The sequence below is a fragment of the Anaerococcus murdochii genome, from assembly GCF_019957155.1.
GTDB classification, from domain to species: domain Bacteria; phylum Bacillota; class Clostridia; order Tissierellales; family Peptoniphilaceae; genus Anaerococcus; species Anaerococcus murdochii.
Genome location: NZ_JAIPME010000002.1, coordinates 1,969,402 through 1,987,836, shown reverse-complemented (window position 1 = coordinate 1,987,836; position 18,435 = coordinate 1,969,402). Strand labels below are relative to the sequence as shown.

Below are 18,435 nucleotides of genomic sequence, written 5' to 3'. Positions count from 1 at the left end.
TGAGAATTATTCAAATATAGCTCATGTAGATTTATATTATTTTAATTTAAGGAGGATTAAAAAAATGAAAAAAGGATTGTCAGCTAAAGATCTAATCAATGTAGGAATTTATACAGCTATTTATTTAGTTCTGTTTTTTGTAGTAGGGATGATGAATGCAATTCCTATCTTATACCCAGCTATCTATCTTCTAATTCCTATAGTCACAGGAATTCCCTTTATGTTGTTTTTAACTAAAGTAGAAAAATTTGGCATGGTTACGATTATGTCAATTATTATCGGTGTGTTTTGGTATTTTATGGGCTATACATGGTTAGCGTTAGTGGGATATATTCCATTTGGAATTATCAGTGATCTGGTTATGAAATCAGGTGGTTTTAAGAGTTTTAAAAAGAATGTTATTGGATTTTGGCTATTTTCTTGCGGAATGATAGGTTGTCAAATGCCAATGTGGGTAATGGCAGATACCTATATGGAAGGTGTTAAGCAACAAATGGGAGAACAATATGCACTTGCACTCGCAAAATATATGCCTTCTTGGATGGGGATTGCTGCATTTGGAATTATTTTTATCGGCTCAGTTATTGGTGCAAATTTAGGGAGGAAAATGCTTAAGAAACACTTTGAGAGAGCGGGTATCATTTAATGGAAGAGTATGAGGTATACAAACCGAATAAACCAAAGGGCTTTTTGTTAGATCCTCGTACTAAAATTTTATTTATGATATTTATAACAACCATAATGTCTGTCGGATATAAGGATATTTTAGTTAGCCTTATATCCGCCATTGTGGCAATAGCATTATTATTATCTAATAAACAAGTTAAGATAGCTTTCATTTATGGAGGGCTATTTACCTTGGCTATTATGGCACACTATACGAAAGATATGTACACATTGCCTACACTCATAAATACAATTTCAGTATTGTTGAATGCCTTGATTTTAAGACTATTTCCAATTTTTATGTTGGGCTATTATGTTGTAATGTCTACAAAAACGAGCGAGTTTATAGCAGCCATGGTAAAGTGGAAAATTCCCAATGCATTTATTATTCCAACAGCAGTTGCATTCAGGTTTATTCCAACTTTGAAAGAAGAACACAATTCTATTAAGACTGCTATGAAAATGAGAGGAATTAGCTTTAAAAATAAAAAGGCGTGGAAAAATCCAAGCTTATACTTGGAATATGTAACAATACCTTTAATCGTTTCTATTGTAAAAATAGGTGATGAATTGTCGGCGGCAGCAATAAGTAGAGGATTGGGAGCTTTGAAAAAGAGAAGTACTGTGGTAAAAGTAAAGTTTACTATATATGATTTATTAATTTTACTCTTTTCAGTTGCCTTTACAGGACTATTTTTATATAGGAGGGGATAGCATTGATTGAATTTAAAGACGTGTCATTTACTTATGATAGCGGGAATAAGAATGCTGGAATTTATAATATTAATTTAAATATCAATGCTGGTGAAGTAGTTGTATTTTGTGGTGAGTCCGGTTGCGGAAAAACTACAATAAGTAGGTTGATAAATGGGTTAATTCCCGGGTATTATTCCGGAAATTTGACTGGTAGCGTTATTGTAAATGAACATGAAATTTCTAAAAACTCTATTAATGAATTGAGTCAATATGTAGGATCAGTATTTCAAAATCCAAGAACTCAATTTTTCAATGTAGATTCAACAAGCGAAATTGCATTCGCCTGTGAAAATTTTGGGATTTCAAGAGAAGAAATTTGTAGAAGAATTGGCAAGGTAACAAAAGAATTAAATATAAAAGATTTGCTTGATAAGAGCTTGTTTTCTATGTCAGGAGGAGAAAAGCAAAAAATTGCTTGTGCTTCTGCTGCTGTTATGGAGCCTGAAATCTATGTATTAGATGAGCCATCTTCTAATTTAGATATACAAACTATAAAAATGTTAAAAGATATCATAAAAAAATGGAAAGAAAAAAAGTCCACTGTGGTTATTGCAGAGCATAGACTACAATATTTAATAGATATTGCAGATAGATTTATATATATGAAAGATGGAAAAATTAACAAAGAATTTTCTTGTGTTGAGTTCAAGAAATTACCTAACAGCATTTTAAATAATATGGGGTTAAGGAGCATACACCCTATTGATACCAATAGCCGTATAAAAAATATAGAATCTAAGGAACTAATAGAGATTAAGAATTTTATGTTTAGTTATGGAAAAGAGCCGTTTTTTGAAATTAATGATGCTGTATTACCTCAAAAATCTATTGTGGCTGTTTTAGGAAATAATGGTTCTGGAAAATCAACTTTTTCAAAATGCTTATGTGGAGTTGAAGAAAAAGCAAAAGGAACTTTAAATATACAAACAGAAAGTTATGATACAAGAGAAAGGCTAAAAAAATGTTTTATGGTGATGCAGGATGTTAATCACCAATTATTTACCGAATCAGTTAAAGAAGAAATTCTTTTGAGTATAGAGAACGATGAAAATAAAGAAGAAAAGATCGATGAGATATGTAAAAAGTTAAATTTAATGGATTTTATAGATTGCCATCCAATGTCATTATCCGGAGGGCAAAAACAAAGGGTTGCAATTGCAAGTGCTATCGCTTCTGATAGGACAATACTGATTTTGGACGAACCTACAAGTGGTTTGGATTTTAAGAATATGAAAGAAGTTTCTAATGAAATGATAAGGCTTAAAGAGGACGGAAAAACTATTTTTATTATTACACATGATCCGGAATTAGTAGAATGTTGTTGTGATTATTTTATGTTTATGGAGAATGGAAAAGCCAAATGGCATGGTATTAAAGATGAAAAGAATATTGGAAAAATTAGGGAATTCTTCGATCAAACTTAAAATTTGCTAAAAAAATCTGGATGAAAAAAAGGAGGTAATTTTATGAAACAAGATATGAAAGAACAATTATTAACAAAAAGACCTATAGATTTACTTTTTCAATTATCTATCCCTGCTGTAATAGGAATGATAGTAATAGGTCTTTATCCACTAATGGATGGAATTTTTGCAGGAAATATTATAGGACAAACAGCAATGACAGCTTGTGGTGTAGCTATGCCACTTACATTTTTCAATAGTGGTGTATCTACACTTATTGGTGTAGGTTCAGCATCGGTTTTATCAAGAGCTATAGGAAAGGGCGACAAAAAAACAGTTGATAAAATTATGGGGAATTTAATCTTTTGGGTTATTCTATTCTCATCAATTATTACAATAGGCGGAATTTTACTTGCACCACATTTTTTAGATATGGTTGGAGCAAGTGGAGAAATTAAAGAATATGGTATCAGATATTTACGAGTAATTTTTATTGGTTCTTTATTTGTAAACTTTACTCAATCAGCAAACATGGTTATGCGTGGAGAAGGATTAATGAAAAAAGCAATGCTAATTATGGGGCTAGGGGCTTTTTTAAACATAATTCTTGATCCAATTCTAATGAAATTAATGGGAAAATACGCAATTGAAGGAGCTGCACTTGCAACTATTACAGCACAATTTGTCCAAGCAGCCATTACGTTACATTATTTCAAAAACAAGAGTAAAGTTGTAAAAATAAATAAAATAAAGTCTGAGCCAGAAGTAAAAAAAGAAATGTTTGCTGTCGGAACATCTGCCATGATGATGCAAGTTTTATTTATGATTCAGCAGACCATGCTTTACAAAATGTCGTTTAAATATGGAGGAGATACAAATGCTATCTTAATGGCAGCAACTTTAAGAATATATGCCTTTTCCTTTATTCCACTTTGGGGAATGAGTCAAGGCTTGCAACCTGTTGTTGGTACAAACTTTGGAGCAAAAAGATATGACAGGGTAAAGGAGGCAATGAAGGTATTCTCCATTGGAGGACTTGTTCTTGCAGCCATATTTTGGCTACCAGTCTTATTATTTTCAAAAAACATCCTTTCCCTATTTGGAGTAGAAGAAAGTATTATAACTCAGGGAGTAGGAAACTTTAGACTATTTTATTCTATATTTATCTTATATGGAGTAATGGTAATGACTATAACATTCTTCCAATCAATAGGAAACGCTAAAAAAGCCGGCATAATAGTAATGCTAAGACAGTTATTTTTATTCGTACCTGCCATGATTATTTTACCAATGATATTTGGAGTTAAAGCAGTATGGTTTGCTGAACCCCTTGTAGATCTAATTATGATAATAGCTGGTGTAGTAATGATGTTTGGGGAATTAAATAGGATGGATAAAATTAGTTTGAAAAATTCAAGTAATGAATAATAAGTGGGTTTATTTAAAAGAATGGAGGGAAATATGCAAATAAATATAATTAAAGTAAATTTACCTTTTTTCTTTGGTTTACGCTGTTTACAAGTTAGATAACTCAGTTAAAAAATTAAATACAATTACTATTAGAAAGAGTTTCTTTCATTCTAGAGGACTAACCATGCCCAAGAGCAGGAGTCCTCCTTTTTTTGTCTGAAAACATAAAGACAAAAAAGAATGGAGGAAACATAAATGACAAAAGAATATTACCTTTATGTCGGTGGACAAAAAATCAAAGTAAGTGAGCAGATATACAAAGCCTACTGGCAAGAAAGAGAACACGAAAAATATTTAGAGCAGGTGGACAAGAAAAACCACTTGCTATTTTTTTCGTCTCTAAATCACGATGGGAATTTTGAAAATAATCTAGAAGATAAAAATGTTGATGTAGAAAAAGTTGTCGCAACACAAATGATGATTGAAGCACTAAGAAATGCTATGTCAAAGTTAAATGAGGAGGAACGGGAAATTATTGAAAGATTATATTTCAATGATGAAACACTTCGTGCAGTAGCGAAGACTCAAAATATATCACATCCTGCTTTAATAAAAAGGCGAGATAAGATTTTAGAAAAACTAAAGAAACTTATAGAAGAAATATAATTTCTGGTTACCAAAGAGGGCAAATTTTCCTTTATAAAGTGAGGGGAGTTTTGTCCTCTTTCTATTTTAAAAGAAATTTAAACAATATTTGAACCTTAACAATTGAATAGACCAAGACAAGACATTAATCATTTTTGGAGCGTAATAACCTATCCGCCAAGATCTTTCTGCTGAAAAATTCGGCAAAACAAGTACTGCTATGCAAAAAGCAAGGGAAGAAGAAAGGGAGCGATAAGTAAGAGTTTGAATATAGGGAGGGATACCCTATTCGCTATGAAGAAAATGAGGATAATGATACTTCTAAGGTTGAAGCCGGCTCATCCTGAACAGAGGCGGAGGTGAGATTCCTATGTTGCTAATCCAAGGCACTTGTCAATGTCAAAAAACTTTAATTTTATATTGTGAGGTAAAACCTATGAATACAAAAGAAAAGAAGAAATATAAACCTAAAGAGCAAATATCAAAAGAAGATTATTCTAAAAAAATTACTTACACTAAAAGTGATAAAGAGTCCCTCGACTTACTAGATATTGTAGAACTTTATTTATGTAGAGCTTGTATAAGACTATAAGCTGGGGTGCTGACTTAAAAACTTGGGTGCGGTAAAATATAAGTGGTAGAAGAACTCCTTAATGACTATTTGCCCAAATACAAATTAAGGAGGTTTTGTGATGGAAAAATTTGCTTGTATGTATCTTCGTTTATCGAGAGAGGATGGAGATAGCACAGAAAGTAATTCTATTTCAAATCAAAGACAGATTATCAAATCATATGCAAGGGACAATGATTTTAAAGTTGTTGCTGAGTATGTAGATGATGGCTTTTCAGGATCTAATTTTGACAGACCAAAATTTAAGAAGATGATTCAAGATCTTGAAGAAAAGAAGTTCAAAACAATTATTGTGAAGGACTTATCCCGTTTTGGGAGAGATTATATCGAATCAGGAAAATATCTGCAAAAGATATTCCCAGAAAAAGGTATAAGGTTTATATCTGTAAACGATAACTATGATAGTGAAAATGCAGATGTAAGTGATACACACCTCATTCTTCCTATAAGAAACTTTATTAATGATTCTTATTGTAGGGATATTTCTATGAAGGTTAAATCTTCAAAAGAAATTAAAAGAAAGAATGGCGAATTTATTGGTGCATTTGCTCCTTTTGGTTATAAGAAGGATAGCAAAAACAAACATAAGTTAGTCGTTGATACAGAAGTTTCACATATAATTGAAAGAATCTTCAATATGAAGATAGACGGTTATTCGTCTAAGGCTATTGCAGATTTTTTAAATAGCATAGGTTGTGTAACACCATCTAAGCATAAAGAAAATTCTGGTGATAATCATACTACTGGTTTTATTGTTAAAGACTCTAAATGGGACGCAAAAATGGTCAATAGGATTATTACAAACAAGGTCTATATAGGAGTGCTTGAACAAGGGAAAACTAGAAAACTAAATTACAAGTCTAAGAGAGAAGTAGAAGTAAATGAAGAAGATTGGATTGTAATAAACGATTCTCATAAGCCTATTATTTCAAAAAGCATTTATGCTTTGGCTAATAAGATGATGATGAGGGATGTAAAACAATCAGCAGATATACCACATATTTTATCAGGAATGCTTTATTGCAAAGATTGTGGATCTTCAATGGTTAGAAGAAAGGTTAAGTCCAAGAATGGATATAATATTTTTTATATTTGTTCTCACTATAATAACAAAGGAGATTGCACAAGACATAGTATAAAAGAAGACTATCTACTGGATATGACTCTTTTTGCACTTAAAGATTATTTAAAAAAATACAATGAATTACTAAGTCAAGTTAATAAGTTAGATGTATCAAAAGTTACATTTAATATTGACTTTGAAAGCTTAAACTCAGAAAAGAGAAAGTACGAAAGACTTAGACAATCTTTATATATGGACTTAGAAGATGAACTTATAACTTCTGAAGAGTTTGAAAGGTTCAGAAAAAATTATCTTATTAAGATCAGGGAAATAGAGAAACAAATTGCTACAAAGAAAAATATACTTGCCAACTTGCAAGAAAAGATGAAAAAAAAGGACAGTTTGGTTTCAGAAATTGTTCCCACTGATTTAAGCAGTCTAAATAGACTAACAATTGTATCTTTTATAGATAGAATTGAAATCGGAGAAAACAATGAGATTAATTTTGTCTTTAATAATTTGGAAACAGTTAACTTGCTGAAGACCCTTATAAAAGAAAAAAGTGAAAGCAAGTCCGAAGTAAAGAAGAATTTGATTTCAATAAATAAGGTATTTGGAAATGCTCTTGAAAATAAGACTCCAATGCAATTAGCTGGAGGTGTTTTATAATGGCAAGAACTTCCAAAAGATATATTGAAAAGAAAAGCGAAAAGACAGAAAGAAAAGTCTTTAAGGCCGGAATTTATACAAGGCTATCCAACGAAAGAACAGAAGAGTGGAGAGAAAAATCATACTCAATAGAAACTCAAATACTGTCTTGTAAAGAATATGCATTAAAAGAAAATATAGATGTTTTAGAAGTTTACACTGACTATGAATATAGTGGAACAAACTTTGAAAGACCATCATTTCAGAATATGATGCAAGATATTAGGGATAGAAGAATCAATTGCATTATTATCAGAGATTTATCAAGACTTGGAAGAGAATATCTCGAAATGGGAAGATTGATTGATAAAGTTTTTCCATTTTTAGGTGTTAGATTTATTTCAGTTAATGATAAATTAGACACAGTCAAAGAAACAGATTCAAAGAAATCTTTTGAGGTTACTCTTAAAAATATTATCAACGATATGTATGCTAAGGATATTTCAGTTAAGATAAAGACCTCAAAACACAATAGAGCAAGAAATGGATACTTTATTGGATCTGTTCCACCTTATGGCTACAAGATTAAAAAATCTAAAGAAGGTCAAAAACTTGTAATTGATGAAAATGTTAGATTTATAGTTGAAGAGATGTTTGATTTGACTCTTCAAGGCAAAAGCCAATATGAAGTCGCAAAGCATTTTAATGAAAAAGGCTATGCTCCTGGAATGATTTACTATAAAACTGGGAGAGTTTATAGACAAGATGATGATCCTGAATGGAATAAAGGGACAATTTCAAAAATGCTTACAAACCCAGCTTATACGGGGACTTTAGTACAAGGAGTTAAGCAACAAAATCTTGCAAAAGGAATTAAACAACATTTTGTAGACGAAAGTCAGTATATAATTAGTGAGAATGCACATGAAGCAATCATTTCTAAGGAAGTTCACGAAAGAATCTTACGAGAAAGACAAGAAAGAAAGAAAAATCATGTTTTCAGTTCGCCAATGCACAATTTTGAAAATAGGGACTATGAGAACAGATTTAAAGGTCTTGTAATCAACAATAATACTGGCAAAGAACTTAATAGAAGAACTCGTATCTATGGTAAAAATTTAGACAGACTCTACTATTCATTTCAGAATGAGAGATTTAGTGGAAGTATAAAACCCGAAAAATCAGTATTCATTATGGAAAGAGATTTAGATCAGGCTATTAGTGATAAGATTTCTGAGTTTATTATGAAGACAACTAGCAAGACAAAATTTGTTAATAGAATTAAAGCTAGATTTAATAAAGCAATAGATACTTTTAAGAAAGATATTGAAAATCTTAAAAGAAAAAATCTAAATGAAGAAAATATCATTCAAAGAGCCTATGAAGAATACAGTCTAGGTAAGATTGATAGAGATGAGTATTTATTAAGAAGAGAGATTGCTCAAGGTCATATGTCTACATTTGATAACGAGATTTCAGCAATCGAAGTTAATATATCAAAGCTTAAAAAAGAAAGATCAAAATCAACAAAATGGATAAATGATTTATATGCTTCAAAGAATTTGGAAAAGCTACCTGGAGATTTAATCCATAACTTGATTGAAAAAATAATAGTTTATGATAAACACGAATTTGAAATAGTCTTTAAATTCAATATAGATAATTTAGCAGGAGGAACAGACGATGAGTAAGATTGCTCTATACATTAGATTATCCGTTGAAGATATGATAAAGACTGATGAGAGTGAAAGTATCATAAATCAAAGAGTATATCTAAACGATTATCTCGACAAGAATGAAGAATTTAAGAACTTCACAAGAGAAGAATATGTTGATGACGGATATTCTGGAACAAATGAAAATAGACCAGCCTTTCAAAGAATGCTCGAAGATGTAAGGAAAAATAATATCCAGACAATAATTGTAAAAGACTTGTCCAGATTTATGAGAGATTATATAACACTTGGAGATTATCTTGAAAATATATTTCCATTCCTTGGAGTAAGATTCATTGCCATAAATGATGGCTATGATAGTAACAAAGAAAAGGGAAATGGAACAGATTTAGATATTCAATTCAAGGGACTATTATATGATTTCTACACAAAAGATATTTCTGAAAAGGTAAAGTCATCTATGACTACACTCAAAAAACAAGGAAAATTTTTAGCTTGGAGTCCACCTTTAGGATACATGAAAGATCCTAATGATAGACATAAAATCATAGTTGATGAAGAAACAGCTTGGATAGTAAAGAAGATTTTTAAACTTGCACTTGATGGTACATCTTCAAGAAATATAGCTAAGATATTAAATGAAGAAAAAATTCCAACACCATCAAAAAGAAAGAGCGAATTAACCAATCTTGATTTCGAATATTCAATAATTAGAACAGCTAAAAAGCCTAGACCAACTTGGACTAACGGTAATGTAATAGATGTATTAGCAAATGAAAATTATACTGGAACTTACACTTTCAATATGCAAGATAAGTCAGTGTTAAATCCATCTTCTTTTAAATTCAAACCAAAAGAAGAATGGGGAAGAGTTGAGAACAACCATGAAGCTATTATATCTAAAGAAGACTTTGAAAAAGTTCAGAAGATTAAAGAGAAGAACCTATTTATGAAAGGTAAAAATACCGATTATGAATGGAGGAAAAAATCTCCACTACAAGGTTTTGCAAAATGTCCAACTTGTAATCACATTCTAGGCTGTATTCAATCTAAACACAAAAGATCTGATGGAAGTCTTAGAGTCCACACATATTTTACTTGTAGGATATGTAAGTGTAATAATGTAAAACATAAGAACTCAAGAGCAGGAAGCCTTGAAGAGCAAGTATTTGAAGCAATAAAAGAAAAATATGGTCTAGAAGATCCAATCAAGGATGAAAAAGTAAAAGTTAAACCTATGGAAAAATCCATCGAAGATCTAGAAGTTAAAAAAATGCAAAATTTTGAAAAGTATAAATTAGGCAAGATGAATAGACAAAAATTCATTGACTCTAAAAATTCGATAGATGAAGAAATACAAGCAATAAATGAAAAAATACAAAAAGCAAAAGAAGAAAAAGAAGTAATAGACAACACTAAACTTACCAGAGAATTGATAGAAAAATATATAGACTCAGTAATCTGCGAAGGAAATGAAGTGTTGAACATAATATGGAAGTAGAAAAGGGAGTGAGCAATCACTCTCTTTTAAATTAATATAATTATTATAGCAATTTTATTATAACTAAGAGATGATGTATAATTACAGCAGAGGTGCTGTAATGAATGGTTCATTTTTTGAGATAATTTCAAAAGAGTTTTGTGGAGATTTTGAAGACAGTCTATATGAATATAAAACTGGTTCTACATTGGTAAGGTTTTTTAATTCTAATTTTGGATACAATGATCAATACTATAGTGGATTTCCAACTAGATGGATTTACGCTAGTGAAAGAATAAAAGATTTATACAATAATGGGAAAATAAACAAATTCTTTTCTTATATTATGTCTATAGAGTTTAATATTCAGGAAAAACAAAAAACGCCTGTTGAAATAGTCCCATTTATCGAAAAATTAAAGGAAAATTGGAATAGGCGATTAAGACCTTTTAAATATCAATTAATACAAATAGGAGATTCATTTGAGTTAACAAAACTTGACGAAGATCTTGAATTAATTGGTGAAGGTGGATTTGCTAATGTATACCTTCAAAAATCTACTGGTCTAGTTATAAAAAAATTAAAAAGAGAAAATCTTCTTGAAGAAAATAGCAAGCATAGATTCAAAAGAGAATTTGAGATTACTAAGAGTTTATCTGACATAGAAGGGATTATTAAAGTATATGATTTTAATGAATCTGAATATTTTTATGTTATGGAAAAGTGTGATTCAACTTTATATGATTTTTTGATTTCTAATCCTTTATCTGTTGAAGTTAAAGAATCTATTATAATAAAAATTCTTTATATAATGGCAAAAGTGCATAACAAAAATATTATCCATAGAGATATATCTTCTAATAATATATTTTTGAAAGGAAATGATATTAAAATAGCAGATTTTGGTTTAGGAAAAAATTTTGATTTAGTTTTTTCACATCAAACAAAAAGCACAGCACAATTGGGACAGGTACAATACTGCCCACCAGAGCAATTAATGATGCTTGGAAGCACAGGAAAATATAGTGATGTATATTCCTTGGGAAGATTAATTAATTTTATTCTAACAAAAAGCCCTAATGATAAAAATCATAAGTATAAATTATTAGTTGAAAAAGCTACAAGTCTAGATATTAATTCTCGCTATAAAGATGCAATTAATATGTATGAAAATTTTATCAAAATAAAAAAATTCATAGATGATAATAAGAACAAAGAAGAAATTCTAAGTTTAATAGAATCTAAGAAATATGATGACAGAATATTAATGTATATATCTTCTCTATCATCAAAGGATTTGTGCAACAATATAATTAACACATGTAACTTTAAATATTCATTATATTATTATTTTAATGAGTATCCAGAGTCTATTTTAGAGGTAATTAAGTTTATTGAATTAGATATGGATTCTCAATGCAATAAATTTGAAGATGCAGATAATTTTGCAGATATTGCTAATTACATTCTTGAAAACAATTTATCTACATTTGAAGTAAGAGAAAAAGCAGCTGAGTTATTGAATCATATTGCATTTAATATTAATAGATTTTATGCACAGAGGTTAGTAGAATCTTTAATAAAAAGAGGCATAGAGCCTATGTTAGAAGAAATTTTAATAGAACATTAAAACAAATAAGATTATCTAAATCTAAAAACATTATGAGAGTAGTCAAGACTACTCTTTTTTATTTACATAGCATCAGAATTTTGTCATAAGCTTGACATGAGAGGGTTCAGGGGTATTTTTAGTTGACAGTTACCGACGTATAGTAGAAGAAAACTTAAATGGAAAAATGTATTGTGATGATGATAATTTACTTAAATCTCTTTTAACTGACAATATTTATGGTATAGATATTAATGAGGAAGCAATTGATGTTACAATATTCTCTCTTTATTTAACTGTTTTAGACTACAAAGATCCAAAATCATTATCAACTTTTACTTTACCGAATTTAAAAGGGAAAAATTTATTTGTCAGTGATTTTTTTGATGAAGAGGAACTTAGATGGTTAAGCCACATTAACTTTGATTTTGTTATTGGTAATCCACCTTGGGGTAATGTAAAAACAGGTCTTCATTTAGAATATTGTAAAAAAAATGGATACTTTGACAAACAACAAAATAATGAGATTTGTAGAAGCTTTGTTTTCAGAGCTAAAGACTTTTGTAAAGAGCATACTGTTTGTTGTTTTATTTTACATTCTAAATTATTGTATAACCAAAAGAAACCTTCAAAAAGATTCAGGAAATTTTTGTTAAATAAAACTAAAATTCATAGCATAATTGAAATGTCTTCGGTAAGAAAATTAGTTTTTGAAAATGCCGATGCGCCCGCAGCAATAATTTCTTTTAGTTACTCAGAAGAAAACAACTTAGACAATATTATAAATTATACATCTATAAAGCCAAATATTTTCTTTAGGCTATTTAATGTTATTGTTATTGAAAGATATGATATAAAGTATGTAACACAGAATATGCTTATGAGGTTTGATTGGGCTTGGAAAACTATTGTATATGGGTTTTCAACTGATTTGACTCTGATTATGAAACTTAAGAATCGTTTTTGTACAATTTCAAATGCAATCGAAAAACAAGAACCTCCTATTATTATGGGGTCAGGAGTAGAATATCAAGATGGTGATAAGAAAGATGCTTCTCATTTACTAAACAAAAGGCTTCTTGATTCGAAAAAAGGAGTAGATCACTTTTTTGTGTATTCAAATAAAACTACATTGTTTTCGAAAGATAAAGTACATCGTCCTAGAGAAAAAGCGTTGTTTTCTCCTCCTTATGTATTAACTCCAACTGGAGTGAACTGCAATAATTATAAATTACGAGCAGCTTTTAGTGATGAAACATTTGTTTGTAAAAAGACCATGTATATTATTAAAGGAAGCGAGGAGCAAAGACCATTCTTTATGAATTTGGTAGGTTTGTTAAACTCCTCATTTTATTCTTATCTGAATCTAATGCTTGGAACTTCAATAGGAATAGAACGAGAGCAGCGATTTATGGGAGAAATATTAGAATTTCCTTATATTTTTTCTGAAGATATTGCACATAAAACAGAGCGCATTCAGAGTGAAAAAAAGAAAGATGAATTTCTGTGCTTATCAGATTTAGATTCTGAAATCGAAAACCTGGATAATTTAGTATTACAGGAGTTTGGATTGAAAGATAATAAATTTATTGACTATGCAATAAAAATCCAGATACCGGAACTTACGAATAAAGACATTGAGAATATTTACAGAAAGGTATCTGCCGAGGAATTAGTTGATTATAGTGAATGTTTCAAAAAACAATTTACTGCTATCTATAAACGTGTAGAAAAACATATTGAAATTAAATTGTATCATAATGTATTAAACAGATTTTCTATATTTGAGCTGGCCGTTTTAGACGGAAAATCTGATACAACTATTGATTTGGTCGACAATATTGATGATGATAAAGTACTTTTATCAAGATTTTGTGTGTTTTCTCACAATGATAAGTTTCATCAAATTAGAGATGCCATCCAATTTTCTGATAACTCATTTTTTATCATAAAGCCTAATTTTTATAAGTACTGGCATCCTGCAATTGCAGAACTTGATCTATCCGATGTTATGGAGCAAATAATTGAATCGGGAGGAGATGAATAGTGGGAGGTTTTAAGCAAAAATCAATAAATGAAGATTTTCAAAATGGTTTTTATTATTATATTATTGAGACCATTGAAAAATGCTGTAGCCTAATGAAGCAAAATTGTATTTCTGTAGGACGTAAAGTTAAGAATCATGAGGTAAACATACAGAACCATCTATTTCATTATTATTTAGACGATAATTCTATGTTAACTAAATTAGGATGTGAAATGTTTCCTATATCATTCCAAATAGAAACGCCAGAAACATATGATGAAAATACAGATTCCTTTATAGGAAGGTGTGATATCAAAGTGATATCGAATAATTTTTGGATAAATAAAAACAAAAAAGATTACTATATAATTGAGTGTAAACGAATTGATGGAAGTTCGAGTCTAAATAAGAAATATATTGATGAAGGAGTTAGTCGTTTTGTAGATGAACCTCCTAAATATCCATCTCATCACAATAAAAATATTATGTTCGGATTTGTTGTGAAAAATATTGATATTCCTAATAATTCGATAAAACTTTCTAAAATAAATAAAGATAAGTTTGGAGCAATCAGTAAAGGAAATTTGTGTTTAGTAAAAAAAGATATAGATGAAGGTTTGCATGAATATATAAGCAATTATACTTTATCAAATAAGTCATTACAATTGCTTCATATCTTTTTTGATTTTTCATCTATAGTGAAGTAGTCTTGATTAAAGATTAATTTGTGAATTAAAATAATAAATAAATAAATTGAGTGAATATGTTTTATGTTTTATATAAATATATACAATATGGTAAGAGTGGATCGGTTTGTCTGCTCTTTGTTATGGTAGGGTCAAAAAAATTTATACAATACTTGGACACAAGGATGGGATAAAAAATATCCTATGTGCATAAGCTCTTGGAAAAACAACTGAGAAGAACTATCTAAATATTTTAAATATCCAGAAGGAATATGAAAGCTAATATATACAAACAATGCCATAGAAAACTTCAATAGGCAACTAAGAAAATTAACTAAAAACAAAACCATATTCCCAAATGACTATGCACTACAAAAAAGCTTGTGTTTAGCAATGGTAGATGCCTCAAGCAAGTGGACATCAAGAATCCGTGGATGGGATCAAATATTATCTCATCTAACTATATACTTTGAAGGCAGAATCTAAACTTCTGCCACAAAATAATAAAAAATTTGAGAATTCCCGTCAAGGGTAAATGCTAGGCCTTGGTCTTACGACCAACCCTTGACAAAAATCCTCAAATTTTAAAAAAGCAATTAGGCTGAAAAGGTAGATTTTAAGATATTTTTCAATAAAAAATATCAATCACATACTATCAGGAGGGCTGATACACAAAATTTTTCACACTACCCTATTTGATGCACCTAGATTTTATTAAAAATGTAGTGTTACTTATCTTATATTTAAAGACTTGTATAGGAATTAGATTTTGTATGATTTGAAGATCCATAACACTTAAATCTTGATTTTATATCGCAAGATTTATTTTGCTTTATTAAGAAGTAGAGAATGGATTTGCCATATTTCTCTTGATAATTTTTCTATCTGATTATTCATTGATTCAATTTCATTCTTGTAAATAACACCAGTTGTATTAGTAGCTTTTGCAATCTGGTTTATATTATTTGTTGTATTTGAAAGCAGCCATTGTAGGTTTCTAAATGGTTCTAAATCTACTACATAAATATCTTTTTCTAATACGCACTTTCTAAGAAAGTGAGACATAGTTTTACAATTCGCAAGTTTCATTTTCTTTTCAAAAACTTCTTTTTCTTCATCTGTTAAATATATTTTTAGTTGATTATTTCTTTTTCTATTATCCATAGTATATCTCCTTATCATAAATTATTGGGGTCTTAGGGTTCTCCCTAACAAGGTAAAATTGATAAAAAAAGAAGCAGTCCATAAAGGTTCTGCTTCATCAATTTTTCGTAAGTGAGTATTCACTTACTGTGCTTGCTCATATACTAATAGTATAAGAACAGCTTTAAGCATAGTTCTTAAAAATGAACCTAATCATCTATGATAAAATTATAGATATTAGGGATGAAATGGGATTGTTTTATGTGCTTGCTGGGTTTCCAATTTAGGAATTACTCATTTGGTAGACTCCACCCTCATTCCATTGCCTTTCATCTTTTCGGTTGGTTAGGTTCATTTATTGATTACCTGTATAACTCGTGAGCCTGTTGTGGTTTTGGATTAACAGGGCATCCCAAATTATAGGAGGTATATTATGTCAGAAAAAATTGTTGTAGGAATTGATGTGAGTAAAGCTTTCAGTGATATCTGTATTCTATCACCTAATAATGACATCATCAAAAGACTTAAAATTTCTAATGATATTACTGGTATGAAGTCGCTCATCTATGTACTTGAAAAGGTAGAAGATGAGTACAAAGACACAGCAGTAATTATCATGGAAGCTACTGCACACTATCATCAAATTTTAGCTAATTTTTTCCGTAAGCATAATTACGAAGTCATTGTAATTAATCCGATTCAAAGTGGAGCATTGAAAAATATCAATATCCGAAAAATTAAATCAGATAAAACAGATGCATATAATATAGCGTTGCTATATCGTATTAAGAATTACAACGAAACAATTACACACTCAGATACCGTTAACAGTATCAAAAAGCTTTGCAGACAGCATAAAGGATTGACGGATGAAATTGTGGAACACATCAACCGATTAATCGCTTTTTTAGATATTTCCTTTCCAGATTTCAAGAAAGTATTTACGGATTTGCAAGGGAAAACACCTTTGTCTTTGCTTGAAAAATATCCTACTATACAGGAAGTATTATCTCCTGAAAATAAGCAAGATATTATTCAACTGATAAAAGAAAATTCACATAAAAGCAGCTCCTATGCCGAAGTAAAATATGAAAAACTATTGAAAGCTGCTGAAAAATCTATTGAAGTTTGTATAGTAAGCCTTAGTTCAGCAGTACTTATTCAAACAACTGTAAGGGTTATTTTCAGTTTACAGGAAGCTTTGAAAGCAATCGATGATGAAATCAAAAGACTATCTCTTTTAGATGAAAAGTTTCATAAAGAAATAGTGCTTTTACAAAGTATTCCAGGAGTTGGAGAGTATACAGCATATGTTGTTTTATCAGAGCTTGGAGATATATCCAATTTCTCGAAACCGAAAGAATTAGTTGCCTTCTTTGGATTGGATCCAGGAGTAACTCAAAGTGGAACATACAATAGGAAAAACAATAAAATCTCTAAAAGAGGATCACCTCATGTTCGCTCAATTCTCCATATGCTGGCTAAATCTAATGTGTATCCAAATCGCAACCGAGAGTATTTAAATCCTGTTATGCGTGCTTATTTTGAAAAGAAGATAGCTGAAAAACCATACAAAGTTGTAATGTGTGCAATTATGCGAAAGATGGTTCAAATTATTTTTGCTGTTCTCAGAAACCAAAAATCATTTGAATTAAGAACACCCGAAGAACATCAAAAACTAATTCGAGAAAAGAGTAAGTTAGTCGCATAAACTTTTAAAAGTGTTGCCTCAAAAAATGAAAGTGTATGAGGCTTATTTGCTATGCACATTTTTAAGTTTTGTGACTTAAAAATTTTTCAAAAAAATTTTTAAAATAACTATTGACTTCCTTAGTTGGTCTATTAAAGTTATAAGCGTTAAGCGTTTATTAGGTTTTATTAATTATACCGCATTTAAAAAAATTAATAAAGAAGTATAAGCGAAGCTATTGACAATGATTATCAGTTCTGATACAATAATACCGACAAGAGTGTCGGTTTGGAGGTTATTTATGAAATGAAAATGGAAGCTGATGAAAGAAAAAAGCAGATTAGACAAGCAGCTATTAAAGTCTTTTTGGATAAGGGATTTAGAAATACAGTTATGAATGACATTATGGAAGCTACTGGGCTTTCTAGAGGTGGCTTGTATCATCATTATGGTTCTACGCATGAAATCTTATACGACATTATGATGGAAGGTAATTTAAATAGAAAAGATATTGTTCAAAAATCAAGTTATGATGAAGGATTAATATTAAGTCCACAGTTGTTTTCAAGAATGATTATAGACAAGATACTTGCAGATAATGATTATGTAAAGCTTTATGTTATGTTTTTATGTGAGTTAAAAGAAAATGATGATTTGAAAAAACTATATGTGAAAATAAAAAAAGAGTCCATACAAGTATTTAAAGAATTGTTTTCTACTTTGTTTAATGAGTTACCTTCTGATGAAACATTTGAATTTATGATTAATATTATGAATTCTGGATTGATGGCTTGCGAAATTTTGAATGCACGTGAGAATTTTGTAAAAAATAAGAAATATCTAACTGAAATGATAGAGACTTATTTTACAAATGTTATGAAAAAAGATGACGAAAGGAGTTAA

General features: G+C 29.9%; 15 protein-coding genes and 1 pseudogene. 15 read left to right on the top strand and 1 reads right to left on the bottom strand.

All coding sequences use genetic code 11. The features are described from left to right. Positions 1-64: 64 nt before the first annotated feature. From K8P03_RS10060 to K8P03_RS10000, 13 genes and pseudogenes are all read left to right on the top strand, one after another. Positions 65-646, top strand: a complete 582-nt coding sequence (locus K8P03_RS10060) for an MptD family putative ECF transporter S component (protein WP_223420540.1) — start codon at positions 65-67, stop codon at positions 644-646. Then, a complete protein-coding gene (locus K8P03_RS10055; protein WP_223420539.1) occupies positions 646-1,380 on the top strand; it encodes an energy-coupling factor transporter transmembrane component T in 735 nt (244 codons plus the stop codon). Before K8P03_RS10060 ends, K8P03_RS10055 begins: the two co-directional genes overlap by 1 nt. Before the next feature lie 2 nt (positions 1,381-1,382). Continuing rightward, a complete protein-coding gene (locus tag K8P03_RS10050; protein WP_223420538.1) occupies positions 1,383-2,846 on the top strand; it encodes an ABC transporter ATP-binding protein in 1,464 nt (487 codons plus the stop codon). Between the two features lie 42 nt (positions 2,847-2,888). After that, entirely contained in the window at positions 2,889-4,253 is a 1,365-nt protein-coding gene (locus K8P03_RS10045; RefSeq protein ID WP_223420537.1) for an MATE family efflux transporter, read from the top strand. Positions 4,254-4,490: 237 nt separating this feature from the next. Continuing rightward, positions 4,491-4,901 (top strand): sigma factor-like helix-turn-helix DNA-binding protein, encoded by a 411-nt coding sequence (locus K8P03_RS10040; RefSeq protein ID WP_010815648.1) that lies wholly within the window; start codon positions 4,491-4,493, stop codon positions 4,899-4,901. Between the two features lie 349 nt (positions 4,902-5,250). Continuing rightward, entirely contained in the window at positions 5,251-5,472 is a 222-nt protein-coding gene (locus K8P03_RS10035; RefSeq protein WP_449657922.1) for a hypothetical protein, read from the top strand. Positions 5,473-5,572: 100 nt separating this feature from the next. Continuing rightward, the gene (locus K8P03_RS10030; protein WP_223420711.1) at positions 5,573-7,243 is read left to right on the top strand and encodes a recombinase family protein; all 1,671 of its coding nucleotides are present in this window, start codon (positions 5,573-5,575) and stop codon (positions 7,241-7,243) included. Further along, positions 7,243-8,913 carry a recombinase family protein gene (locus tag K8P03_RS10025; protein ID WP_223420535.1) on the top strand — a complete coding sequence of 557 codons (1,671 nt, stop codon included), beginning with the start codon at positions 7,243-7,245 and terminating at the stop codon, positions 8,911-8,913. Before K8P03_RS10030 ends, K8P03_RS10025 begins: the two co-directional genes overlap by 1 nt. Next, positions 8,906-10,399 carry a recombinase family protein gene (locus K8P03_RS10020; RefSeq protein WP_223420534.1) on the top strand — a complete coding sequence of 498 codons (1,494 nt, stop codon included), beginning with the start codon at positions 8,906-8,908 and terminating at the stop codon, positions 10,397-10,399. Before K8P03_RS10025 ends, K8P03_RS10020 begins: the two co-directional genes overlap by 8 nt. Positions 10,400-10,499: 100 nt before the next feature. Further along, the gene (locus K8P03_RS10015) at positions 10,500-12,008 is read left to right on the top strand and encodes a serine/threonine-protein kinase (RefSeq protein ID WP_223420533.1); all 1,509 of its coding nucleotides are present in this window, start codon (positions 10,500-10,502) and stop codon (positions 12,006-12,008) included. A 166-nt stretch (positions 12,009-12,174) separates the two neighbouring features. Further along, positions 12,175-14,034 carry an Eco57I restriction-modification methylase domain-containing protein gene (locus tag K8P03_RS10010; protein ID WP_396020900.1) on the top strand — a complete coding sequence of 620 codons (1,860 nt, stop codon included), beginning with the start codon at positions 12,175-12,177 and terminating at the stop codon, positions 14,032-14,034. Beyond that, positions 14,034-14,720, top strand: coding sequence for a hypothetical protein (locus K8P03_RS10005; protein ID WP_060802419.1), 687 nt, complete (start codon positions 14,034-14,036; stop codon positions 14,718-14,720). The genes K8P03_RS10010 and K8P03_RS10005 overlap by 1 nt, the downstream gene beginning before the upstream one ends. 165 nt (positions 14,721-14,885) lie before the next feature. Further along, positions 14,886-15,185 (top strand): annotated as a pseudogene (locus tag K8P03_RS10000) (transposase); the annotation flags it as partial. A gap of 336 nt (positions 15,186-15,521) precedes the next feature. On the opposite strand, the gene K8P03_RS09995 reads toward K8P03_RS10000, so the two are convergent. Continuing rightward, entirely contained in the window at positions 15,522-15,863 is a 342-nt protein-coding gene (locus tag K8P03_RS09995) for a plasmid mobilization protein (RefSeq protein ID WP_223420532.1), read from the bottom strand. Positions 15,864-16,275: 412 nt separating this feature from the next. Between K8P03_RS09995 and K8P03_RS09990 the strand changes: the two genes are divergently transcribed. Together K8P03_RS09990 and K8P03_RS09985 are read left to right on the top strand one after the other, a co-directional pair. Next, on the top strand, positions 16,276-17,553 hold the full coding sequence (locus K8P03_RS09990) for an IS110 family RNA-guided transposase (RefSeq protein ID WP_223417969.1): 1,278 nt from the start codon (positions 16,276-16,278) through the stop codon (positions 17,551-17,553). A gap of 285 nt (positions 17,554-17,838) precedes the next feature. Beyond that, on the top strand, positions 17,839-18,435 hold the full coding sequence (locus tag K8P03_RS09985) for a TetR/AcrR family transcriptional regulator (RefSeq protein ID WP_005399330.1): 597 nt from the start codon (positions 17,839-17,841) through the stop codon (positions 18,433-18,435).

Bases quoted from the DNA above. Each gene is read 5' to 3' on its own strand.
- K8P03_RS09995 (WP_223420532.1), bottom strand. From the start codon at position 15,863: ATGGATAATAGAAAAAGAAATAATCAACTAAAAATATATTTAACAGAT.
- K8P03_RS10045 (WP_223420537.1), top strand. From the start codon at position 2,889: ATGAAACAAGATATGAAAGAACAATTATTAACAAAAAGACCTATAGAT.
- K8P03_RS09990 (WP_223417969.1), top strand. From the start codon at position 16,276: ATGTCAGAAAAAATTGTTGTAGGAATTGATGTGAGTAAAGCTTTCAGT.
- K8P03_RS10010 (WP_396020900.1), top strand. From the start codon at position 12,175: ATGTATTGTGATGATGATAATTTACTTAAATCTCTTTTAACTGACAAT.
- K8P03_RS10055 (WP_223420539.1), top strand. From the start codon at position 646: ATGGAAGAGTATGAGGTATACAAACCGAATAAACCAAAGGGCTTTTTG.
- K8P03_RS10035 (WP_449657922.1), top strand. From the start codon at position 5,251: ATGTTGCTAATCCAAGGCACTTGTCAATGTCAAAAAACTTTAATTTTA.
- K8P03_RS10025 (WP_223420535.1), top strand. From the start codon at position 7,243: ATGGCAAGAACTTCCAAAAGATATATTGAAAAGAAAAGCGAAAAGACA.
- K8P03_RS10060 (WP_223420540.1), top strand. From the start codon at position 65: ATGAAAAAAGGATTGTCAGCTAAAGATCTAATCAATGTAGGAATTTAT.
- K8P03_RS10020 (WP_223420534.1), top strand. From the start codon at position 8,906: ATGAGTAAGATTGCTCTATACATTAGATTATCCGTTGAAGATATGATA.
- K8P03_RS10015 (WP_223420533.1), top strand. From the start codon at position 10,500: ATGAATGGTTCATTTTTTGAGATAATTTCAAAAGAGTTTTGTGGAGAT.
- K8P03_RS10040 (WP_010815648.1), top strand. From the start codon at position 4,491: ATGACAAAAGAATATTACCTTTATGTCGGTGGACAAAAAATCAAAGTA.
- K8P03_RS10030 (WP_223420711.1), top strand. From the start codon at position 5,573: ATGGAAAAATTTGCTTGTATGTATCTTCGTTTATCGAGAGAGGATGGA.
- K8P03_RS09985 (WP_005399330.1), top strand. From the start codon at position 17,839: ATGAAAATGGAAGCTGATGAAAGAAAAAAGCAGATTAGACAAGCAGCT.